Origin of the sequence: Micromonospora sp. LOL_021 (genome assembly GCF_048060215.1) — a bacterium.
In the GTDB taxonomy this organism is placed as follows: domain Bacteria; phylum Actinomycetota; class Actinomycetes; order Mycobacteriales; family Micromonosporaceae; genus Micromonospora_E.
Genome location: NZ_JBHMIN010000005.1, coordinates 121,158 through 139,788, shown reverse-complemented (window position 1 = coordinate 139,788; position 18,631 = coordinate 121,158). Strand labels below are relative to the sequence as shown.

The window sequence follows — 18,631 nt, the reverse complement described above, 5'->3', positions numbered from 1 at the left end:
CCCGGCGTTGTCGCAGGGCTGCGATTCGGGTACGGATCCGAAACAATGTCCGAAACCTCGGGAGGATCGCGTGGCCGCTGCTGCACCGGCAAATGATGTTCATCCGGCCTGGCTACCGGCGCAGGTGTGGCGCGCTATCGGGTCGCGGCACACCCTGGTCTCCGGCGCCGAGGAGTCCGTCGCCACCGTGTACGCCGAGGTGCGGGCGGCCTGCGCCCGGTTCGGCGGATCGGTGACCCGGCTGTCGGTCGACGGCGAGGCGGACCTGATGCTGGCGTTGACCGGTGCCGCCGGTCCCGGTGCGACAGCCGGTGCGGTCGACGACCTCGGCGAGGAGGGCTACACGATTGGCCGGGCCGGCAGCCTCACCACGGTCACCGCCGACGCTCCCGCAGGGCTGCTGTACGGATTGTTCCACGTGGTCCGGCTCGGCGAGTCGGCGTTCGGCGACGACATGGCCACCCGGACGCACCGGCCGGCGATCCGACGGCGGATGCTCGACCACTGGGACAACGTCGACGTGCACCCGGTGATGGGGCAGGTCGAGCGGGGCTACTCCGGCGGGTCGATCTTCTGGCGGGACGGCGCGATCACCGACGACCTCGACCGGGTCCGGGCGTACGCCAGGTTGCTCGCCGCCAGCGGCGTCAACGCGGTCACCATCAACAACGTCAACGTGGGGCGTACCGAGGCGCGGCTGCTCACCGACCGACTCGACGACGTCGCCACGTTCGCCGACATCTTCCGCCCGTACGGCATCCGGTTGCACCTGTCGGTGACGTTCGCCGCGCCGATGGTGCTTGGCGGCCTGGCCACGGCCGACCCGCACGATCCGGCGGTACGCGACTGGTGGTCGGCCACTACCGCCCAAGTCTACGGCAGGGTGCCCGACTTCGGCGGGTACGTGGTGAAGGCCGACTCGGAGGGCCAGCCCGGCCCGTTCACGTACGGACGCAGCCACGCCGACGGCGCCAACCTGCTCGCCGACGCCCTCGCCCCGCACGGCGGGGTGGTGCACTGGCGGGCGTTCGTCTACAACCACCGGCGGGACTGGCGGGACCGCTCCACCGATCGGGCACGGGCCGCGTACGACCATTTCGCCCCGCTCGACGGCCAGTTCCGCGACAACGCGATCGTGCAGGTCAAGTACGGTCCGGTCGACTTCCAGCCCCGGGAGCCGGTGTCCCCGGTGATCGGCGCGATGCCGGCCACCCGGCTGGCCGTCGAGCTGCAGGTCACCCAGGAGTACACCGGGCAGCAGCGGCACGTCTGCTACCTGGCTCCGCTGTGGAGCGAGGTGCTCAGCTTCCGGTTCGACGGCGACAGTCTGGAGGCCGACGGGGACGTCAGCGGTGACGCGGGGTCGTCGGTCGCCGCGATCGCCGCGCGGGGCGGCACCCTGGCCGCCGTGTCGAACGTCGGCGACGACCCGTTCTGGTGCGGGCATCCGCTCGCCCAGGCCAACCTGTACGCGTTCGGCCGGCTCGGCTGGGACCCGACCGCCGACCCGGCCGCGCTGCTCGACGAGTGGATCGACCTGACCTTCCCGGCCGGCGCGGTCTCCGATCCGGCGCAGTTGCGGCAGGCACTGCACGCGATCATGGACGGCTCGTGGCGCACCTACGAGCGGTACACCGCCCCACTGGGTGTCGGCTTCATGGTCAACCCCGGCAACCACTACGGTCCGTCCGTCGACGGGTACGAGTACTCCCAGTGGGGCACCTACCACTTCGCCGACCGCGACGGCGTCGGCGTGGACCGGACCCGGGCCACCGGCACCGGTTACACCAGCCAGTACCCGAAGCCCTGGTCGGACGTGTACGAGTCGTTGACCGACTGCCCCGACGAGCTGCTGCTGTTCTTCCACCACGTGCCGTACGGGCATGTGCTGCACAGCGGGTCGACGGTGATCCAGCACATCTACGACACCCACTTCGCCGGGGCCGATGAGGCGATCGCCATGCGGGACCGGTGGCGCGACGTCGCCGACGCCGGCCTCGACCCCGCCCTGTACGCCCGGGTCGCCGAGCGCCTCGATGAACAGGTCCGCTCCGCGCGGGAGTGGCGCGACCAGATCAACACGTACTTCTTCCGCAAGTCCGGTGTCCCGGACGCGCACGGCCGCCGCATCCACTGACCGGCTTCGTCACCCGTCGAACCCGGTCACCCGTCGAGCAACGCACCGGAGTCGACCCGGAACGGGAACGGCCGCTCGGCGGCCAGCACCTCGCCTTTCGTCGCGGTCGCGTGCTCGACGTAGTGCTCACCGTCGAGCCGGAACAGCCGCAGGGTGACAGCGGAGAAGGCAGGCAGCTCCGGCTCCACCAGCAGGTACCACCCGATCCGCGCGGCGGCGTAGAACTGCATCTTGAGCAGCCGGTCGGTGGCGGCGTTGCTCGGCGAGGTGACCTCGACATCGCCGTAGGCGTACGGGACAGCAAGGACGCCACCGGCCCAGCTCTGCTCTTCAGCCCGGCCGCCTTCACCAACTTTCTGTCCAGCTTGAAGGCCGGCAGCTCCCCGAAGGGCTGACTCGGCTTGCTGCAACGATCGGACGGACGCGACGTGATCGCGCCGGACCTGCCTCACGCACGCTGGCGCAAGAGCAGCCGCAGCAGTGCCAGCGGGTCGAACTGCCTCGAAGTAGCCACGCTGGCCGGCGGCACGATCGGCGTACGCGACTCCAAGGACCCACACGGCCCGGCACTCCTCTTCCCCACCGGAGCCTGGACGGCGTTCCTCACCACGGTGTCCAGCCGCTGACGCAAGCCCGTCAGCACCGCGTCGACTCCTCCGTTGTCCGCCAGTGGCTCATAGCCTGACTGCGCCAATGCTGCGGCGATGTGAGGCTGAGATACGTCAAGACTGCCCCGTAAGGTATCTGAGCCTCACATCGATGCAGGGCTCCAGCCGTGATGCCGGCCCGGGTACCGTGGGCGAATGAGTACCCGCCATCTGCCCGCCCAGATCGGTGACCTGCCGCCGATCGGGCGGCCTGCCAACAGTGCCCTGCTGGCAGCCGGCGTCACCACCCTCGCCCAGGTCGCCACGTACCGTCGCGCCGATCTGCTGGCCATGCACGGCATCGGCCCGAAGGCCCTCGGCATCCTGGCCACCGCACTGGCCGAACGCGGCCTCACCTTCGCCGACTGACGGAGGAGACACCGGTTGACCTCGCCTGACGGTGCCGGCGTCCCAGCCCACCATGATCACTTGACGCTTTGCTGGGAAAATGCCGGCGTGTCGCCCAGCAGAACGCCAAGTGATCATGGCGAGCCGCAGCCCGCCGCCGGACCGGCAGCGACGGTACGCGAAGCCACGCTCGCCGATGTCGACCAGCTGACCGAGGTGCACACGCTGGCCCGTACCGCCTACTACACGGCAACGGGTGGGCTGGATCCGGCCGACCCATCGTTGTCCTCGCCCGAGGCGCACGCCGAACGGCGTGCCGCCTGGGCTAACGCGGTCACCTCGCCGGAACTGTTCACCGTCGCCGCTGTCCTCGACAGCCGGGTCGTCGGCTGCGCCGCGATGGGACCCGCCTTCGCTGGTCACGTCGACCCGGCCCACGTCGGTCAGCTGTACCAGATCCACGTACTCCCCGACCGCTGGGGCCGAGGAATCGGCGGGCTGCTGCACGACGCTTTCGTCACGTACCTGCAGCGGACCGGCCGGATTGGCGGGGTGCTGGAGGCGTGGGACCGTAACGTTCGTGGCCAACGCTTCTACACCGCTCGGGGCTGGCGGGCCGACGGCCACAGCCGCCCCGGCCCGGGCGACACCCGCTATATCTACCTTCAGCTCTGTTGATCAGCGGTACCCTGCCCGGCGTGGTTGACCTCGTCGAGCGGCACACCGTACTCGCCGTCGTCGTCGGATCCCGGGCGTACGGGTTGCACGGGCCGGACTCCGACCATGACCGGCGCGGCGTGTACGTGGCCCCGACCCGGACGTTCTGGCAGCTGGACAAGCCGCCCACCCACCTCGACGGACCGGCGCCGGAGCAGTTCTCCTGGGAGTTCGAACGTTTCTGCGCGCTGGCCCTGCAGGGCAATCCGACCGTCCTGGAGGCGCTCTGGTCCCCGCTGATCGAGACGCTGCGCGAGGACGGCGAGCAGTTGCGGGCCGCCCGGCAGGCGTTCCTGTCGACGCGGCTGGCCCAGACGTACGGCGGCTACGCCCGCGACCAGCTCGACCGGGTGGCGGCCCGCCGGAAACGCACCGGCGAGACCAACCACAAGCAGGCCATGCACATGATCCGGCTACTGACCGCCGGTGCCCATGTGCTGCGTACCGGGCAGGTCCTGGTCGACGTGGGACCGTCGCGGGACCGGCTGCTCGCCCTCCGGCGCGGCGAGCTGCCGTGGGCGGCGGTCACCCGCTGGGCGGCGGATCTGCTGGCCGAGCTCGACGACGCGGCGGCCGGCACCGTACTGCCGGAGCAGCCCGACCGGGCCGCCGTCGACCGGCTGCTCATCGGCGTACGGAAAAGGAACCTGCGGTGACCGGCGCGCGGAGTCGTTGAAGTTTCTCGGAGAAATTTCGCGCCGGCATGTCGAGAACCGGTGAGCGGCTCCGTCCCAGGTGCGAACACGGCCACAATGGGGCCGTACCTCACCAAGGAGAAAAGATGGCTAAGTACCTGCTGCTCAAGCACTACCGGGGCGCGCCGGCGGCGGTCAACGACGTACCGATGGACAAGTGGGAGCCGGCGGAGGTCACGGCCCACATCCAGTACATGCGTGACTTTGCCGCCCGGCTGGAGGGCATTGGCGAGTTCGTCGATGGTCAGGCGCTCTCCCCGGAGGGCACCTTCGTCCGCTACGACGGCGAAGGCAGGCCACCGGTCACCGACGGCCCGTTCGCCGAGACCAAGGACCTGATCGCCGGCTGGATGGTGATCGACGTGGAGAACTACGAGCGCGCGATCGAGCTGGCCGGCGAGCTGTCCGCAGCTCCCGGTGCCGGTGGCAAGCCGATCCACGAGTGGATCGAGGTGCGGCCGTTCTACGCCGAGCAGCCCACGTCCACCGAGTGAACGAGTCCCTGCTGCGGGAGCTGGTGCCCGCGGTGATCGGCGTCCTCGTCCGCCGCGGAGCCGACTTCGCGGCGGCCGAGGACGCCGTGCAGGACGCCCTGGTCGAGGCGGTACGCGGATGGCCCGACGACCCGCCGGGCGATCCCAAGGGCTGGCTGGTCACGGTGGCCTGGCGCAGGTTCCTCGACGCCGTCCGCGCCGACGCCTCCCGACGTCGACGGGAGGATCTGGTCGACGCCGAACCCGTGCCCGAGCAGAGCACGGCGGCGGACGACACGCTGGCGCTGTACTTCCTGTGCGCTCATCCGGCCCTGGCCCCCGCCTCGGCGGTCGCGCTCACGCTGCGCGCGGTCGGCGGACTGACCACGCGGCAGATCGCGCAGGCCTACCTGGTGCCGGAGGCGACCATGGCCCAGCGGATCAGCAGGGCCAAACGGACCGTCGCCGGCGTCCGGTTCGACCAGCCAGGTGACGTCGCCACCGTGCTGCGCGTGCTCTACCTGGTCTTCAACGAGGGGTACTCCGGTGACGTGGACCTCGCCGCCGAGGCGATCCGGCTCACCCGCCAACTGGCAGGCATGATCGACAATACGGAGGTCGCCGGCCTGCTGGCGCTGATGCTGCTGCACCACGCCCGGCGTCCGGCCCGCACCGGTCCCGATGGTCGGCTCGTGCCGCTCGCCGAGCAGGACCGCAGCCGGTGGGACACCGCACTCATCACCGAGGGCGTCGACGTGCTCCAGGCTGCCCTCACCCGCGACCGGCTGGGCGAGTTCCAGGCCCAGGCTGCCATCGCCGCGCTGCACGCCGACGCGCAGACCGCTGAGGAGACCGACTGGGTGCAGATCGTCGAGTGGTACGACGAACTGGTACGCCCCACCGACAACCCGGTGGCACGACTCAACCGGGCCGTCGCGCTCGGCGAGGCCGACGGCGGGCGAGCCGGTCTGGCCGCCCTGGCAGAGCTCGACCCGGCCCTGCCCCGGTACGCCGCCGTCGCGGCACACCTGCACGAGCGCGACGGGGATCCGGCGACCGCGGCACGGCTGTACGCGCAGGCCGCCCGGTCAGCGCCCAACCTGCCCGAACGCGACCACCTCACGCGACAGGCCGCCCGGCTCAACGCGCAGCTGCGAAGTTGACGGTGACCCGCAGTGGCTCCGGCCTTCCCGACGGCCGCCGCAACTGGCAGAGTCTGCTGCGACATGACGATGCTCGACCTCTGCTATGACAGTCTTGACGGCCTTTCTGTCGGTGACGCCCTCGGCGCCCAGTTCTTCGTCCCCGGCACCAGCTCCGCCGCGCTACCAGATGGTGACCCACCGGCCGGGCCATGGCCGTGGACCGACGACACCGAGATGGCCTGCTCGATCGTCGCCGAGCTGCGCGAGCGCGACGGTATCGACCAGGACCGCCTGGCGGCCCGGTTCGCCGGGCACTTCGAGGCGTACCGTGGCTACGGTGCCGGCGCGGTGGTCCTGCTACGCCAGATCCGCCAAGGCGTCGCCTGGCGGGACGCGGCAGGTGCGGCGTTCGACGGCCAGGGGTCGATGGGCAACGGCGCCGCGATGCGGGTCGCCCCACTCGGCGCCTTCCACGCGGGCGACAACCGTACCGCCGCTCTGCAGGCCTGGCGTTCGGCGGAGGTCACCCACGCCCACCCCGAGGCGATCCTGGGTGCGGTCGCGGTCGCCGTCGCGGCGGCGGAAGCCGGCTGGTCCCGGCTGACCCGGTCCCGGCCCGAGCCGGCCGAACTGCTCGACGTGGTACTGGCCCACCTGATCGACGGCCGACTGCACGCAGGGATCGTCCGGGCCAGACGGTTGCTGGGGGTCAGCGTCGCCGAGGCGGCGTACGAGTTGGGCAACGGCTCGCAGGTGCTGGCCGTCGACACCGTCCCGTTCGCACTGTGGGTCGCCGCGAGCCGGCTCGACGACTACCCGGCGGCGATCCACGCCTGTGTCGAGGCCGGCGGCGACGTCGACACGACCGCGGCGATCGTCGGCGGCGTCGTGGCCGCGTACACCGGCTCCGGACCGGGCGGGATCCCGGCGCGGTGGCTGGCCGGCCGCGAACCGCTCCCCGACCGCGTACGCCCGACCCGGTAGCGCGCCGCGAAGGGTCGACGACCGCGGTGGACGCTGGCCGGCGGGCCGGGTCGGCTGCTACCAGGTCGCCCGTTCGGCGCTGTATACCGCGTTGCGGAACAGCATGGCGACGGTGGTCGGTCCGACGCCGCCGACGCGTGGAGTGATCGCGGAGGCGACCTCGGCGCAGGCCTCGTCGACGTCCGGCAGTAGGCGGCGGCCGGCGTAGCGGACACCGGCGCCGATCACCACCGCGCCGGGCCGGACGTGCTCGGGCTGGATGATGCCGGGTACGCCGGCCGCCGCGATCAGGATCCCGGCGCGCTGGGTGTAGCGGGGCCAGTCGGGGACTCCGGTGTGGACCACGGTCACCGCAGCGTTGGCGGTGGGGCGTTTCTGGGCCAGCAGCATAGCCAGCGGTCGGCCGATGGTGGCGCCCCGGCCGAGGATGACCACTTCTCGGCCGGCGACCGGGATCTGGTGGTGGGCCAGCAGCGCCTCGATCCCGGCCGGAGTACACGGCACAGGTCCCGGCAGGCCGACGGCGAGGCGACCCATGTTGAGCGGGTGCATACCGTCGACGTCCTTGTCTGGGTCGAGGCTCTGCAGGGCGGTGTCGTAGTCGAGGTGACCTGGGACGGGGTACTGGATCAGGGCGGCGTGCACCCGATCGTCGGCGTTGAAATCGGCGATCACGTGGAGCAGGTCGTCCTGGGTGGCGGCGGCGGGCAGGTGCCGGTGCGGGGAGTCGAAGCCCAACTCGGCGGCCTGGCGCTGTTTGAGGCGGATGTAGCCGGCGCTGGCGTCGTCGTCGCCGACCAGGAGGGTGGCGAGGCTGGGCGTGATGCCACGTTTGCGCAGGGCGGCCACCCGGCGGGTGACATCGGCGAGTACGGCTTCGGCTACCGGCGCGCCGGGCAGCAGGCGAGCGTTCACGGGCATGGGAGTCCCTTCGGACGGGAGCCCAGGCGGTCGACTCCCGTGGCCGGCTCCCCGATGGTCCGCCATCCCCGTGCCGCCAGTCGCACTGACGACGAGGATACCGGGGCCGGCGCGCTGCGTGCTTCGCTGCCGGCGACCGCTCGTGGCGGGCGGGCCGCCGCAGAGCCGAGGACTCTCGACGACGACGGCGGCGGAGCTTTTCCAGTCGGGCTGCGGCGACGGCCGTCGGGCATCGGGAGAAGCCGAACGCCGTGGGACCGTGCTGAAAGGCCGAGGCTCGCAGCTCGGTGCCGTCGCGGCGGCGGACCCAGAGTCCACGGTCGTCGTGGCCGAACCGGGCTACCCCGGCCAGGGTAACCGCACGGTCTGGAGCCAGTTGACCAACACGACGTGGTCCGAATGGACGTCGACGCGCAGGAACACGCTGCGCGTGGCAGCGGCTAGCGTCACCGTCGCGCCGAGCACCGCGGCCGGCCTCGTCCAGCCATCTCCATCGACCGCGGCGCCGATCAGGCAGACCACACCCATGCCGAGGGCCAGGAACCACGTCAGGCGTTGCCAGGTCGGTGGGTAGAGCTGGCCGGGCACGCTGCCATTGTGACGAACACGGGCTAGCGCGCTGGTCGGTGCATGGCCCACAGCGGCGTGGTCGAACCGCTAACGTCTGTGCGGTCAGTCGAGTGCCGCGATCACCAGGGAGGGCGCGTGCCGGGCCGGTTCGTGTACTGGATGAACGTGTCCGTGGACATGAAGATTGAGCACGCCCCGGGTGAGAACGGCGGCGGCGACTGGATGCGTATCGGGGAGTCGCTGCACCGGGAGTTCAACGCGCGGGCGCGGGCGCTGTCCCAGATGGTGCAGGGGCGGAAGGTCTACGAGATCATGGAGGCGTTCTGGCCGGGCGCGCGCGACGACGCGTCGCTGCCGGGTTTCCTGCGGGAGTACGGCGAAATCTGGACGTCGACCCCGAAGGTGCTGGTGTCGCGTACCCGCGTCGACGCCGGACACGACACCCGCGTCGTCGGCCGCGACGGTGACGCCGTGGCGGCGCTCGCCGAGCTACGGGCGCGGGCCGACGGTGACATCGGCATCGGTGGGGCCACCGTCGCCACCCAGTTGCTGCGGGCCGGCCTGCTCGACGAGGTGATGCTGTTCGTCCACCCGGTGATCCTCGGCACCGGCCGGGCTCTGTTCGACGACCTGGATGCCCCGGTCGAACTCGACCTGCTGGAGAACCGTGCCTTCGAGCAGGGCGTCACCCTGCACCGGTACGCCGTTCGAGGCGCCCGCCAACTGGCATGACCTGCGGTTTTACTGGTCGCCGCAGGTCGGCGACACCTCCGTACCGAAACTTGAATGATTCCAGAAAACGGCCTATCGTGGCCCGGTGACATCCGACCTCGAGGCGCAGTTGAGGGCGGCCTCGTTGCGGGTGACCCGGCCGAGGCTGGCAGTCCTCGCGGCACTACGCGACCGCCCGCACGTCGACACCGACACGGTGCTCGACCTGGTGCGCGCCGACCACCCGACGGTGTCCCACCAGGCGGTCTACGATGTGCTGCGGGTCCTCACCGACGCCGGGCTGGTGCGGCGCATCCAGCCGGCCGGCGCGACCGCCCGCTACGAGCGGCGGGTCGGGGACAACCACCACCACGTCGTCTGCCGCTCCTGCGGCGTGATCGCCGACGTCGACTGCGCCACCGGATCCGCCCCCTGTCTCACCGCCTCCGACGACCACGGTTTCACGGTCGACGAGGCGGAGGTCGTCTACTGGGGCACCTGTCCCGGCTGTGCGACCGACAACGCCACTTCGTTATCGGCCAATCCGGAAGGGAACTGATGAGCGACATCCAGAACAACGGTCCCACCAGCGCACAGGGTGTGGACAAGATGGCGGCGTCCGGCTGCCCGGTCGCCCACGACTCGGTGACCGCGCACGGCAGCGAGAGCGAGAACCCGGCGATCGACTCACCGACCCCCAAAACGGGCGGTCGGCCGCGTACCAACCGGGACTGGTGGCCCAACCAGCTCGACCTGTCGGTGCTGCACGCCCACTCGCCCAAGGGCAACCCGCTGGGCGCGGACTTCAGCTACGCCAAGGAGTTCGCCAAGCTCGACGTCGAGGCCCTCAAGCAGGACATCACCAAGGTCCTCACCACCTCGCAGGACTGGTGGCCGGCCGACTTCGGCCACTACGGCGGGCTGATGATCCGGCTGAGCTGGCACGCCGCCGGGACGTACCGGATCGAGGACGGCCGGGGCGGCGCCGGCGACGGCGGGCAGCGCTTCGCCCCGCTGAACAGCTGGCCGGACAACGCCAACCTGGACAAGGCCCGGCGGCTGCTGTGGCCGGTCAAGGCCAAGTACGGCCAGAAGATCTCCTGGGCCGACCTGCTGGTGCTGGCCGGCAACGTCGCTTTGGAGTCGATGGGTTTCAAGACCTTCGGCTTCGCCTTCGGCCGGGAGGACGTCTGGGAGCCGGAGGAGATCTTCTGGGGCCCGGAGGACACCTGGCTCGGTGACGAGCGGTACGTCTCCGAGAAGGAAATGTCGTCCGGGGTCGGTGCGACCGAGATGGGCCTGATCTACGTCAACCCGGAGGGCCCGCGCGGCAACGCGGACCCCCTCGCGGCGGCCCACTTCATCCGGGAGACGTTCGCCCGGATGGCGATGAACGACGAGGAGACCGTCGCCCTGATCGCCGGCGGCCACACCTTCGGCAAGACCCACGGTGCCGGCGACGCCGACGCTCACGTCGGCCCGGAACCGGAGGGCGCGCCGATCGAGGCGCAGGGCCTGGGCTGGCTGAGCACGTACGGCAGCGGTAAGGCCGGCGACACCATCACCAGTGGCCTGGAGGTCACCTGGACCGACAAGCCGACCCAGTGGAGCAACCGCTTCTTCGAGATCCTGTTCGGCTACGAGTGGGAGCTGACCACCAGCCCCGGTGGGGCCAAGCAGTGGGTGGCCAAGGATGCCGAGGCGATCATCCCGGACGCGCACGACCCGGCGAAGAAGCACAAGCCGACGATGCTCACCACCGACCTGTCGCTGCGATTCGACCCGACGTACGAGAAGATTTCCCGCCGGTTCCTCGCCAACCCGGACGAGTTCGCGCTGGCCTTCGCCAAGGCCTGGTACAAGCTGTTGCACCGCGACATGGGCCCGGTCAGTCGGTTCCTCGGGCCGTGGGTGCCCGAGGCCCAGCTGTGGCAGGACCCGGTGCCGGCCGTCGACCACGAACTGGTCAGCGACGCCGACGTGGCCGCACTCAAGGCGAAGATCCTCGACTCCGGGCTGAGCACCGCGCAGCTGGTGACCACCGCCTGGGCATCGGCGGCGAGCTTCCGCTCCACTGACAAACGCGGCGGCGCGAACGGGGCCCGCATCCGGCTCGAGCCGCAGCGCAGCTGGGAGGTCAACCAGCCGGAGCAGCTGACCACGGTGCTGAGCACCCTGGAGGGCATCCAGCAGGAGTTCAACGCGGCCGGCGGCGCGAAGGTATCGCTCGCCGATCTGATCGTGCTGGCCGGCTCGGCCGCCGTCGAGAAGGCGGCGCACGAGGCTGGGGTCAAGGTGACCGTGCCGTTCCGGCCGGGCCGCACCGATGCCAGCCAGGAGCAGACTGACGTCGAGTCGTTCCGGGTGATGGAGCCGCGGGCCGACGGGTTCCGTAACTACCTGCGGCCGGGCGAGAAGACCCAGCCGGAGGTCCTGCTGGTCGACCGGGCGTACATGCTCGGCCTGTCCGCCCCGGAGATGACCGTGCTCGTCGGCGGTCTACGGGCGCTCGGGGCGAACGTCGGCGGTACGCGGCACGGCGTGCTCACCGACCGGCCCGGCGTACTCACCAACGACTTCTTCACCAACCTGCTCTCCCCCGGCACCCGGTGGAAGGCGGCGGAGTCCGGCGAGCACGTGTACGAGATTCGTGACCTGGCCACCGACGAGGTGAAGTGGACCGCGACCGCGGTCGACCTGATCTTCGGCTCGAACTCGCAGCTGCGCGCCCTCTCCGAGGTGTACGCCAGCAGCGACGCCAGCGAGAAGTTCGTCACCGACTTCGTCGCGGCCTGGGTCAAGGTCATGGAGCTCGACCGGTTCGACCTGTCCTGATCGAAACGTTCGACGGCTGCGGCCCCGCCGACCCGGGTACCCGGGTCGGCGGGGCCGCGTCGGTTCAGGCCCTGGTCGGCGGAGGCACGTCGGCTCAGGCTTGGCTCAGCGGGGGCACCACTGGTTGGCGTAGCCGTCAACGGAGCCGCAGGAGCCGATGCCCTGCGGGTAGGTGAAGAAGTCCGTCGGGTCGTACTTGCGTTTCACCTCGACCAGCCGCTGGTAGTTGTCGCCGTAGTAGGCCCGCCGCCAGTCGGCCAGGTGCGGGTCCGGGAAGTTTTGGTACGCCCCGACCGGCGGCCGTCCGCCGAGTAGTTCGTCGTACAGGCCGGTCAACCAGATGCCGTTCGCCAGGCCCACCTCGGGTGGGTCGTCGTCGGCCCAGCTCGCCTCGGCTGCCAGCACGAACAGGGCGTCGCGATGCACGAAGGCGGTGGCGTCCGGCGGGACGTCGTTGATCTGCCCGCCCATGCAGAACAGCGCAACCCCGGCACCGTCCGGGTTGCGGCTGCCCGGCCACCGTCGCAGCCCGGCGGCCACCGTCTGCAGCTGCGCCTCGTCCAGCGGTGACCGCAGCACCGCCGACTTGACCGCGAACTGCTGTGCCGGGGTGGTCGCGGACAGCAGCTGCGCCGCCTCGGCCGGGGTCACCTGCCGGATGCTGTCCCGGTTGGCCTGCCGCTCGGCGCGGGTGCCGACCGCCAGCGCCGGCCCGAGGACGTCGGCGAGTTCGTCGGCGTAGCCGTAGAACTGGCCGAGCGCGTCGGCGTACAGCTGATGTCGTCCGCTTTCGTCGACGGTGGTGCCGGCGCCGATCCGGCAGTCGAAGCGCCGGTCGGCCTGCTGCGCGGCGGCGACCTGCTGCATCGCGGACAGCGCCGGCACCACGCTGTCGGCACCCCAGCGCAGCTGGAAGTAGGTCACCTCGCCGCGCAGCCGCGCGTACCGGAAGGTGAACGAGGTGTTGACGCCGAAGTTGTTGCCGGCCCCGCCCCGGCAGGCCCAGAACAGGTCCGGGTCGGTGGTCTCGTCGCAGCCGGTCATCGTGCCGTCGGCCAGCACCACCTCGGTCGCGGTCAGCCGGTCGCAGGTCAGCCCGAACATCTTGTCGTTGAACCCGATGCCGCCGCCGAGGACCAGCCCGGCCACCCCGACCGTCGGGCAGCGGCCGGCCGGCACCAGGATTCCCTGCTGCCGCAGCAGTGGCCGCAGGTCGGCGTTGACCACGCCGGCTGCCACGGTGAGCAGGCCGGCGTCCGGGGTGACCTCGACCGGACCGTACCGCTGCGGCGGCCGGGACACCGGGGCCGGTGCGACGGTGCTGCCGCGCAGCCGGCTCATCACCACCAACAGTCCGTGGGTGGTCGAGTAGCCGGCGTAGTTGTGGCCGAGGCTGGAACGGGGCACCAGCGGCATGCCGACGTCCCGCGCCCAGCCGACCGCCGCCGCGACGTCCTCGGGAGTCCCGGCGGCCAGGATCGCCGCCGGTTGCACGTTGGCGTACCGGTGATTGAACGGGATGCTGAGTGCCTCGTAGCTCGCTCCGCCGCGCCGGTAGAGGGTGGCCTGCGCCGACAGCCGCCGCTGCAGCTCCGCCCACTGTCGGTCCGGCAGATCCTGCCACGGACCGTCGTCCCGGCCGGTGCCCGATCCGATGTCCGGATCCTGCGGCCTGACCTGGGCCGGCTGTTCGGCCGGGGTCCGGGTCGGCTCGTCGGCCGGCGTCGGTACGGCCGTGGCTGGTCGCCCGATCAGTCCGACCGCCGGAACCAGCCCGGCGACCGCGCCTGCCCGCAACGCCGTACGTCTGCTCACCATCGTCCGTGCTCCCCCGCTGGCACCGTCCAGATCAGCCGGTCGGTTGCGTCCCGGCCACCGCACCGACCCTGCCACCGGGCAGGCGCCACTCCTGCCCCTCGAAGACACATCACCCGTCCGACGTACCCTGACCACAGCCGCACTCACGATCCACAGCGCTTCAGCTGACCGGGCCTCGGCGTGTCGGTTCGACAGAGCGCTGTGGATCACCGAGTCGCGGTGCCGGCGCGGCGGGCGGAGGGTGGTGCACCCTAGCTGGCGCGGTAGGGTGCACCACCTTCGACCCGCCGCGTGACACGACGTCCCGACGGACGGCGGCGCGGCGTCAGGCGTCCTCGCGGAGCACGAGTACGCCGTACCGGTCCAGGCGCAGCGGCGCACCGGCGGTGACCCGTATTCCGGTCAGCAGGTCGACCCCGGCGGCGCAGGCCGGCAGCTCGACCGGCTCCTCACCGTGGTTGAGCAGGAACCGGATCCGGGTGCCGTCCGGCGCGACCCGTACCGCCGACTCCAGGTCCGGCACGTGCGCGTACGGGCCGAGCAGTCCGTGCCGGTCCAGGATTCGGCGTACCACCCAGGAAACCCCGGCCTGGTCGAGCCCGGCGCCGACGTACCACCCCTCACCAGCGCCGAAGCGGTTGCGGGTGACCGCCGGGGTGCCGGCGTAGAAGTCGGCCTGGTAGGTGCCGATCACCTCGGCACCCTGCGGAATGACCAACTCGAACAGCAGGGTGGCGGCGGAGACGACCGACCGGGCACCGTCCGCCGCCAGGGTGACCGGGTTGACCACGTCGGCTTCCCGGGCGTCCCATTCGTCGATCCGGATCCCCATCAGTGGGGCCAGCGGCCCCGGCGCATCGGCCAGGAACGCCTGATCGTTCTCGTCGACCCGCCCGGACAGGTAGGTTCCCAGCACGGTGCCACCATGCTGGGCCACCTCCGCCAGGCGGGTCGCGAGGTCGTCCTTGACCATGTGCAAGGCCGGCGCCACCACCACGTCGTAGCCGGTCAGGTCGGCGGTGACCGGGACGACATCGATGTCGATCCCGGCGTCCCACAGTGCCCGGTGGTAGGCGAGCACCACCTGCTGGTAGCGGACCAGCCGGGACGGGCCGTCAGAAATCTCCAGCGCCCACCAGCTGTTCCAGTCGAACAGCACCGCCACCCGGGCCGGGGTGCGGGCACCGAGCGTCACGCCGCCGAGCCGGTCCAGCTCCACGCCCAGCTCGGCGACCTCGGTGAAGACCCGGGTGTCGGATCGGCCGGCGTGGCCGATGACCGCCCCGTGGTACTTCTCGCTGGCTCCCCGGCCGGCACGCATCTGGAAGAACAGCACCGCGTCGGCGCCGTGCGCCACCGCCTGCCAGCTCCACAGCCGCATGACGCCGGGACGTTTCAGCGGGTTGACGTCGCGGCAGGCGGTGACGCTCGGCGTCTGCTCCATCAGCCAGAACGGCTGGCCGCCTTTCAACCCGCGGATCAGGTCGTGGGTGAGCGCCATCCGGGCCGCCGACCGGTCGTCGGGTGGGTAGTTGTCCCAGGAGGCGAAGTCGAGATGCTCGGCCCAGCGGTGGTAGTCGATCGGCCGGTACATGCCCATGAAGTTGGTGGTCACCGGGGTGTCCGGGCTGGACTCGCGGATCGCTGCCTTCTCGTCGACGAAGTTGGCCAGCATGGCGTCCGACATGAACCGCAGGTAGTCGAGGGTGATGCCCTGGAACGCGGTGTGGTCGGGCCCGCGCCAGTGTTCGGTCAACGCCGACGGCGGCTCGATCTGCCCCCACTCGGTGAAGGTGTGCGACCAGAAGGTGGTGTACCAGGCGGCGTTGAGCGCGTCGAGGCTGCCGTACCGCTCGCGCAGCCAGAGCCGGAAGTTGGCGGCGCACAGCTCGCAGTAGCAGGCGCCGCCGTACTCGTTGTTGACGTGCCAGGCGACCAGGCCGGGGGTGCGCGCATAGCGTTGCGCGACGCGCCTGGCCAGCTCCGTGGCGAGTCGGCGGTACGTCGGCGAGCTGGGGCAGGAGTTGTGCCGCTGCCCGAACCGGTGCCGGCGGCCGGAGAAGTCGACGCGGGTCACGTCGGGGTGGGCCCGGGCCATCCAGGCCGGATGCGCACCGGTGCCGGTGGCCAGGCAGATCTGCCGGCCCTCGGCGACTGCCCGCTCGACGATGCGGTCCAGGGTGGCGAAGTCGTAGACGCCGGGACCGGGCTGGGTCAGGCCCCAGGTGAAGACGCCGACGGTGACCGTGTCGATCCGGGCCGCGTCGAACAGCCGGTAGTCGTCCTTCCAAACGTCCTCGGGCCACTGCTCCGGATTGTAGTCCCCGCCGTACGGGATCTTCGCGACGTCGGGAAGCGTCACCGGACGAACTCCTTCTCGATCGCCGTGGTCATCGGTCGGCTGGTGCGCAGCAGCAGCAACGCCAGCACCGAACCGGCCAGCGCCAGCACCGCCTCCGAGGTGTACGCGGTGATCCCGGCCGCCACGACCCCGAGCGCCAGCACACCGAGGGAGGTGCCGGGCGTACGGGTCAGGAAGTGCGCGGCGAGCCGGGCCACGTCGCGAGCGCGGAACGCGAACAGCGAGGTGATCACCAGCGCGGTGCCGCCCCAGACGGTCGCCGCGACCGCGACGAGGACCAGCAGCGCCGCCCACCAGCGCGGCACCCCGGCCGCGTCGAAGTAGGCCAGGTTGACCGCGACGACGGTCAGCCCGGCCAGCAACGGCAGCCAGATCCGCAGCACCCCACCAAGATTGGTCCGGTAGCCGCGCCAGAAGTCGACGGCCGGGTTCAGGTCGGTGATGTCGGGGCGGTGGAGGGCGATGGCGTACAGGGCGGCGGACAGCGCCGGGCCGACCGGGATGGCGCAGGCGGCGTAGAGCGGGATGTTGCTGGGGTCGCGGGCCAGCAGCAGCGCGGGCACCAGGCCGGGCAGTACGCCGGCGAGCAGCAGCAGTTCGACGACGGTCAGCCGGTAGACGATCGCCGCGACCCGCGACAGTGGACCGGTGCCGAACTGCCGCTGCGCGGCGGCGAGGTCACTCATCACGGCCGCCCTGTCCGAGCAGCCGCCGGTCGTCGGACCATGGCGGCGTCTGGTCGACCACCGGGGTGATCTCCACCAGGGTGACCTCGTGCCGGGCGAGGGTCAGGTCGACGTCGGCCCGGCCGTCGACGACCGGCAGCGCGCGGTGGCTGCGGGCCGGTTCGGCGGCGGTACGCAGCACGTCGAGTTGCGCCGGCCGCGGTGAGCGGGGGCGGCCGAGTTCACACCAGGCCCGCCAGGCGTTGCCGGCGTCGTCGCTGACCGACGAGCGCAGCAGGAACGCCGAGCCGGCCGGGGCGGTGACCGGGACCGACAGCGAGACGGTGTGCCGGTCCGGGGCCGCCGTGACGTCGGTGACGTCGACCGGTGCCCAGGCCAGTACGGTGACCCGGCCGGTGTCGTCGTCGCGGGTGACCAGGTGGTCGGTGCCCCGGGCGAGCACCTGACGGCCCATCCGGGCCATGAACGCGTACAGATGGTAGGTGGGTTTTCTGATCTGCCGGTGGGTGAGCAGGCCGAAGCCGCCGTGAAAGATCGCGGCCGGGATACCGACCTCCTCGAAGACGTCGCTGAACGTCCAGTAGGAGAACGAGTCCACCAGGTCGCCGCCGGCCGCGACGACCGGGGCCAGGTACGCGGCGTGGAACGCGGTGTCGTGAACCGGGTTGTCCGGCCGGTAGGAGGAGTTGAACTCGGTGATGTGCACCGGCAGGTCGGCCAGGGCGGTGCCGGCCAGGTGCTGGCGCGGGCTGGCGAACTGTTCCAGCAGGTGGTCGGCGGGTTTCAGGGTCTGGTAGGTGCCGAACGGCACGTGCTGGGCCGGCCCGGACGTGTACGCGTGCCGGCTGACGAAGTCGATCGGCACGCCGCGGTCGGTGACGTACTCGGCGAACGGCACCAGCCACTCGTCGGCACCGGGCGAGATCGCCGGGCCGCCGACCTGCAGGCCGGCGTCGACCTCCTTGACGGCGTGCGCGGTCACCTCGTACAGCCGGTGGTAGGAGGCCTGGTCGGCACCTTGCCAGAAGATGTCCAGGTTGGGCTCGTTCCACACCTCGATCGGCCAGCCGCGGACCTGGTCCAGGCCGTACCGGTCGACGAGGTTGCCGATGGTGGCGCGGACCAGGCCGGCCCATTCGGACTCGGAGCGGGGCGGGGTGACGTTGCCGCGCCACCAGAAGACGGTCTGGTCGCCTGCCGCGAGTGCTTCGGGCATGAAGCCGAGCTCGATGAAGGGGGCGATGCCGAGGTCGAGGTAGGCGTCGACGATCTGGTCGGCGTAGGTGAACGAGTGGTGCACGCCGCGTCGGCCGGCGTGTTCGTACGGGCGGTAAATGCCGACGCCGTCGCTGAGCAGCCCGTGCCCCCGGATGTAGCGGAAGCCGATTTCCTGCTGGACCAGCGCCAGGGACTCCTGGTAGTCGCTGCGCAGCGCGAGGTCGAGCCGGCCGGTGCCGACGCAGGCCCGCCAGGCGTCCGGCAGGGCGCCGGCGCCCTGCTGCGGTACGACGATCCGGGTCAACTCTGCTCCGCTCCTCATGATGGTGCCGGCTGTGCCGGTCGCGTCTTTGCCACGACGCGA

Annotated in this window: 18 protein-coding genes and 1 pseudogene; 12 read left to right on the top strand and 7 right to left on the bottom strand. The window is 71.2% G+C overall.

Features of this window, described 5'->3' with window-relative positions:
* Window positions 1–70: 70 nt before the first annotated feature.
* On the top strand, window positions 71–2,137 hold the full coding sequence (locus ACFHWT_RS06410; protein WP_416593634.1) for an alpha-glucuronidase: 2,067 nt from the start codon (window positions 71–73) through the stop codon (window positions 2,135–2,137).
* Window positions 2,138–2,163: 26 nt separating this feature from the next.
* Here the strand turns inward: ACFHWT_RS06410 and ACFHWT_RS06405 are convergent.
* A pseudogene (locus ACFHWT_RS06405) lies at window positions 2,164–2,403 on the bottom strand (Uma2 family endonuclease); the annotation flags it as partial.
* On the opposite strand from ACFHWT_RS06405, the gene ACFHWT_RS06400 reads away from it, so the two are divergent.
* From ACFHWT_RS06400 to ACFHWT_RS06365, 8 genes are all read left to right on the top strand, one after another.
* A complete protein-coding gene (locus tag ACFHWT_RS06400) occupies window positions 2,362–2,532 on the top strand; it encodes a DUF397 domain-containing protein (RefSeq protein ID WP_416593678.1) in 171 nt (56 codons plus the stop codon). The pseudogene ACFHWT_RS06405 and the gene ACFHWT_RS06400 overlap by 42 nt on opposite strands.
* 33 nt (window positions 2,533–2,565) lie before the next feature.
* Window positions 2,566–2,763: a DUF397 domain-containing protein gene (locus tag ACFHWT_RS06395; RefSeq protein ID WP_416593633.1), complete on the top strand. Its 198-nt coding sequence runs from the start codon at window positions 2,566–2,568 to the stop codon at window positions 2,761–2,763.
* A gap of 177 nt (window positions 2,764–2,940) precedes the next feature.
* Complete coding sequence (locus tag ACFHWT_RS06390) at window positions 2,941–3,153, top strand: DNA-binding protein (protein ID WP_416593632.1); 213 nt, start codon at window positions 2,941–2,943, stop codon at window positions 3,151–3,153.
* Window positions 3,154–3,240: 87 nt separating this feature from the next.
* The gene (locus ACFHWT_RS06385) at window positions 3,241–3,810 is read left to right on the top strand and encodes a GNAT family N-acetyltransferase (RefSeq protein ID WP_416593631.1); all 570 of its coding nucleotides are present in this window, start codon (window positions 3,241–3,243) and stop codon (window positions 3,808–3,810) included.
* Between the two features lie 20 nt (window positions 3,811–3,830).
* A complete protein-coding gene (locus ACFHWT_RS06380) occupies window positions 3,831–4,505 on the top strand; it encodes a DNA polymerase beta superfamily protein (protein ID WP_416593630.1) in 675 nt (224 codons plus the stop codon).
* Between the two features lie 125 nt (window positions 4,506–4,630).
* The gene (locus ACFHWT_RS06375; protein WP_416593629.1) at window positions 4,631–5,038 is read left to right on the top strand and encodes a YciI family protein; all 408 of its coding nucleotides are present in this window, start codon (window positions 4,631–4,633) and stop codon (window positions 5,036–5,038) included.
* Window positions 5,035–6,180: an RNA polymerase sigma factor gene (locus tag ACFHWT_RS06370; protein WP_416593628.1), complete on the top strand. Its 1,146-nt coding sequence runs from the start codon at window positions 5,035–5,037 to the stop codon at window positions 6,178–6,180. Before ACFHWT_RS06375 ends, ACFHWT_RS06370 begins: the two co-directional genes overlap by 4 nt.
* A gap of 63 nt (window positions 6,181–6,243) precedes the next feature.
* Window positions 6,244–7,146 (top strand): ADP-ribosylglycohydrolase family protein, encoded by a 903-nt coding sequence (locus tag ACFHWT_RS06365; RefSeq protein WP_416593627.1) that lies wholly within the window; start codon window positions 6,244–6,246, stop codon window positions 7,144–7,146.
* Between the two features lie 57 nt (window positions 7,147–7,203).
* On the opposite strand, the gene ACFHWT_RS06360 is transcribed toward ACFHWT_RS06365, so the two are convergent.
* Window positions 7,204–8,067, bottom strand: coding sequence for a bifunctional 5,10-methylenetetrahydrofolate dehydrogenase/5,10-methenyltetrahydrofolate cyclohydrolase (locus tag ACFHWT_RS06360; protein WP_416593626.1), 864 nt, complete (start codon window positions 8,065–8,067; stop codon window positions 7,204–7,206).
* A gap of 339 nt (window positions 8,068–8,406) precedes the next feature.
* Window positions 8,407–8,655 carry a hypothetical protein gene (locus ACFHWT_RS06355; RefSeq protein ID WP_416593625.1) on the bottom strand — a complete coding sequence of 83 codons (249 nt, stop codon included), beginning with the start codon at window positions 8,653–8,655 and terminating at the stop codon, window positions 8,407–8,409.
* A gap of 117 nt (window positions 8,656–8,772) precedes the next feature.
* Here ACFHWT_RS06355 and ACFHWT_RS06350 point away from each other — a divergent pair, with 117 nt between their 5' ends.
* The 3 genes from ACFHWT_RS06350 to katG all read left to right on the top strand — a co-directional run bounded on the left by ACFHWT_RS06350 (window position 8,773) and on the right by katG (window position 12,183).
* Complete coding sequence (locus ACFHWT_RS06350; RefSeq protein ID WP_416593624.1) at window positions 8,773–9,369, top strand: dihydrofolate reductase family protein; 597 nt, start codon at window positions 8,773–8,775, stop codon at window positions 9,367–9,369.
* Window positions 9,370–9,454: 85 nt separating this feature from the next.
* Window positions 9,455–9,907: a Fur family transcriptional regulator gene (locus ACFHWT_RS06345; RefSeq protein WP_278174335.1), complete on the top strand. Its 453-nt coding sequence runs from the start codon at window positions 9,455–9,457 to the stop codon at window positions 9,905–9,907.
* Complete coding sequence (katG, locus tag ACFHWT_RS06340; protein WP_416593623.1) at window positions 9,907–12,183, top strand: catalase/peroxidase HPI; 2,277 nt, start codon at window positions 9,907–9,909, stop codon at window positions 12,181–12,183. The genes ACFHWT_RS06345 and katG overlap by 1 nt, the downstream gene beginning before the upstream one ends.
* A 105-nt stretch (window positions 12,184–12,288) precedes the next feature.
* Here katG and ACFHWT_RS06335 read toward each other — a convergent pair whose 3' ends face one another.
* From ACFHWT_RS06335 to ACFHWT_RS06320, 4 genes are all read right to left on the bottom strand, one after another.
* Window positions 12,289–13,998: an FAD-binding oxidoreductase gene (locus ACFHWT_RS06335; RefSeq protein WP_416593622.1), complete on the bottom strand. Its 1,710-nt coding sequence runs from the start codon at window positions 13,996–13,998 to the stop codon at window positions 12,289–12,291.
* 328 nt (window positions 13,999–14,326) lie between these two features.
* Window positions 14,327–16,363 carry a beta-galactosidase gene (locus ACFHWT_RS06330; protein ID WP_416593621.1) on the bottom strand — a complete coding sequence of 679 codons (2,037 nt, stop codon included), beginning with the start codon at window positions 16,361–16,363 and terminating at the stop codon, window positions 14,327–14,329.
* A complete protein-coding gene (locus ACFHWT_RS06325) occupies window positions 16,360–17,049 on the bottom strand; it encodes a hypothetical protein (RefSeq protein WP_416593620.1) in 690 nt (229 codons plus the stop codon). The genes ACFHWT_RS06330 and ACFHWT_RS06325 overlap by 4 nt, the downstream gene beginning before the upstream one ends.
* A complete protein-coding gene (locus ACFHWT_RS06320; RefSeq protein ID WP_416593619.1) occupies window positions 17,042–18,589 on the bottom strand; it encodes a GH39 family glycosyl hydrolase in 1,548 nt (515 codons plus the stop codon). Before ACFHWT_RS06320 ends, ACFHWT_RS06325 begins: the two co-directional genes overlap by 8 nt.
* Window positions 18,590–18,631 lie beyond the last annotated feature (42 nt).

Excerpts from the sequence above, each read along its gene's own strand:
- ACFHWT_RS06390 (WP_416593632.1), top strand. The coding sequence starts at position 2,941 with ATGAGTACCCGCCATCTGCCCGCCCAGATCGGTGACCTGCCGCCGATC.
- ACFHWT_RS06325 (WP_416593620.1), bottom strand. The coding sequence starts at position 17,049 with ATGAGTGACCTCGCCGCCGCGCAGCGGCAGTTCGGCACCGGTCCACTG.
- katG (WP_416593623.1), top strand. The coding sequence starts at position 9,907 with ATGAGCGACATCCAGAACAACGGTCCCACCAGCGCACAGGGTGTGGAC.
- ACFHWT_RS06320 (WP_416593619.1), bottom strand. The coding sequence starts at position 18,589 with ATGAGGAGCGGAGCAGAGTTGACCCGGATCGTCGTACCGCAGCAGGGC.
- ACFHWT_RS06375 (WP_416593629.1), top strand. The coding sequence starts at position 4,631 with ATGGCTAAGTACCTGCTGCTCAAGCACTACCGGGGCGCGCCGGCGGCG.
- ACFHWT_RS06365 (WP_416593627.1), top strand. The coding sequence starts at position 6,244 with ATGACGATGCTCGACCTCTGCTATGACAGTCTTGACGGCCTTTCTGTC.
- ACFHWT_RS06360 (WP_416593626.1), bottom strand. The coding sequence starts at position 8,067 with ATGCCCGTGAACGCTCGCCTGCTGCCCGGCGCGCCGGTAGCCGAAGCC.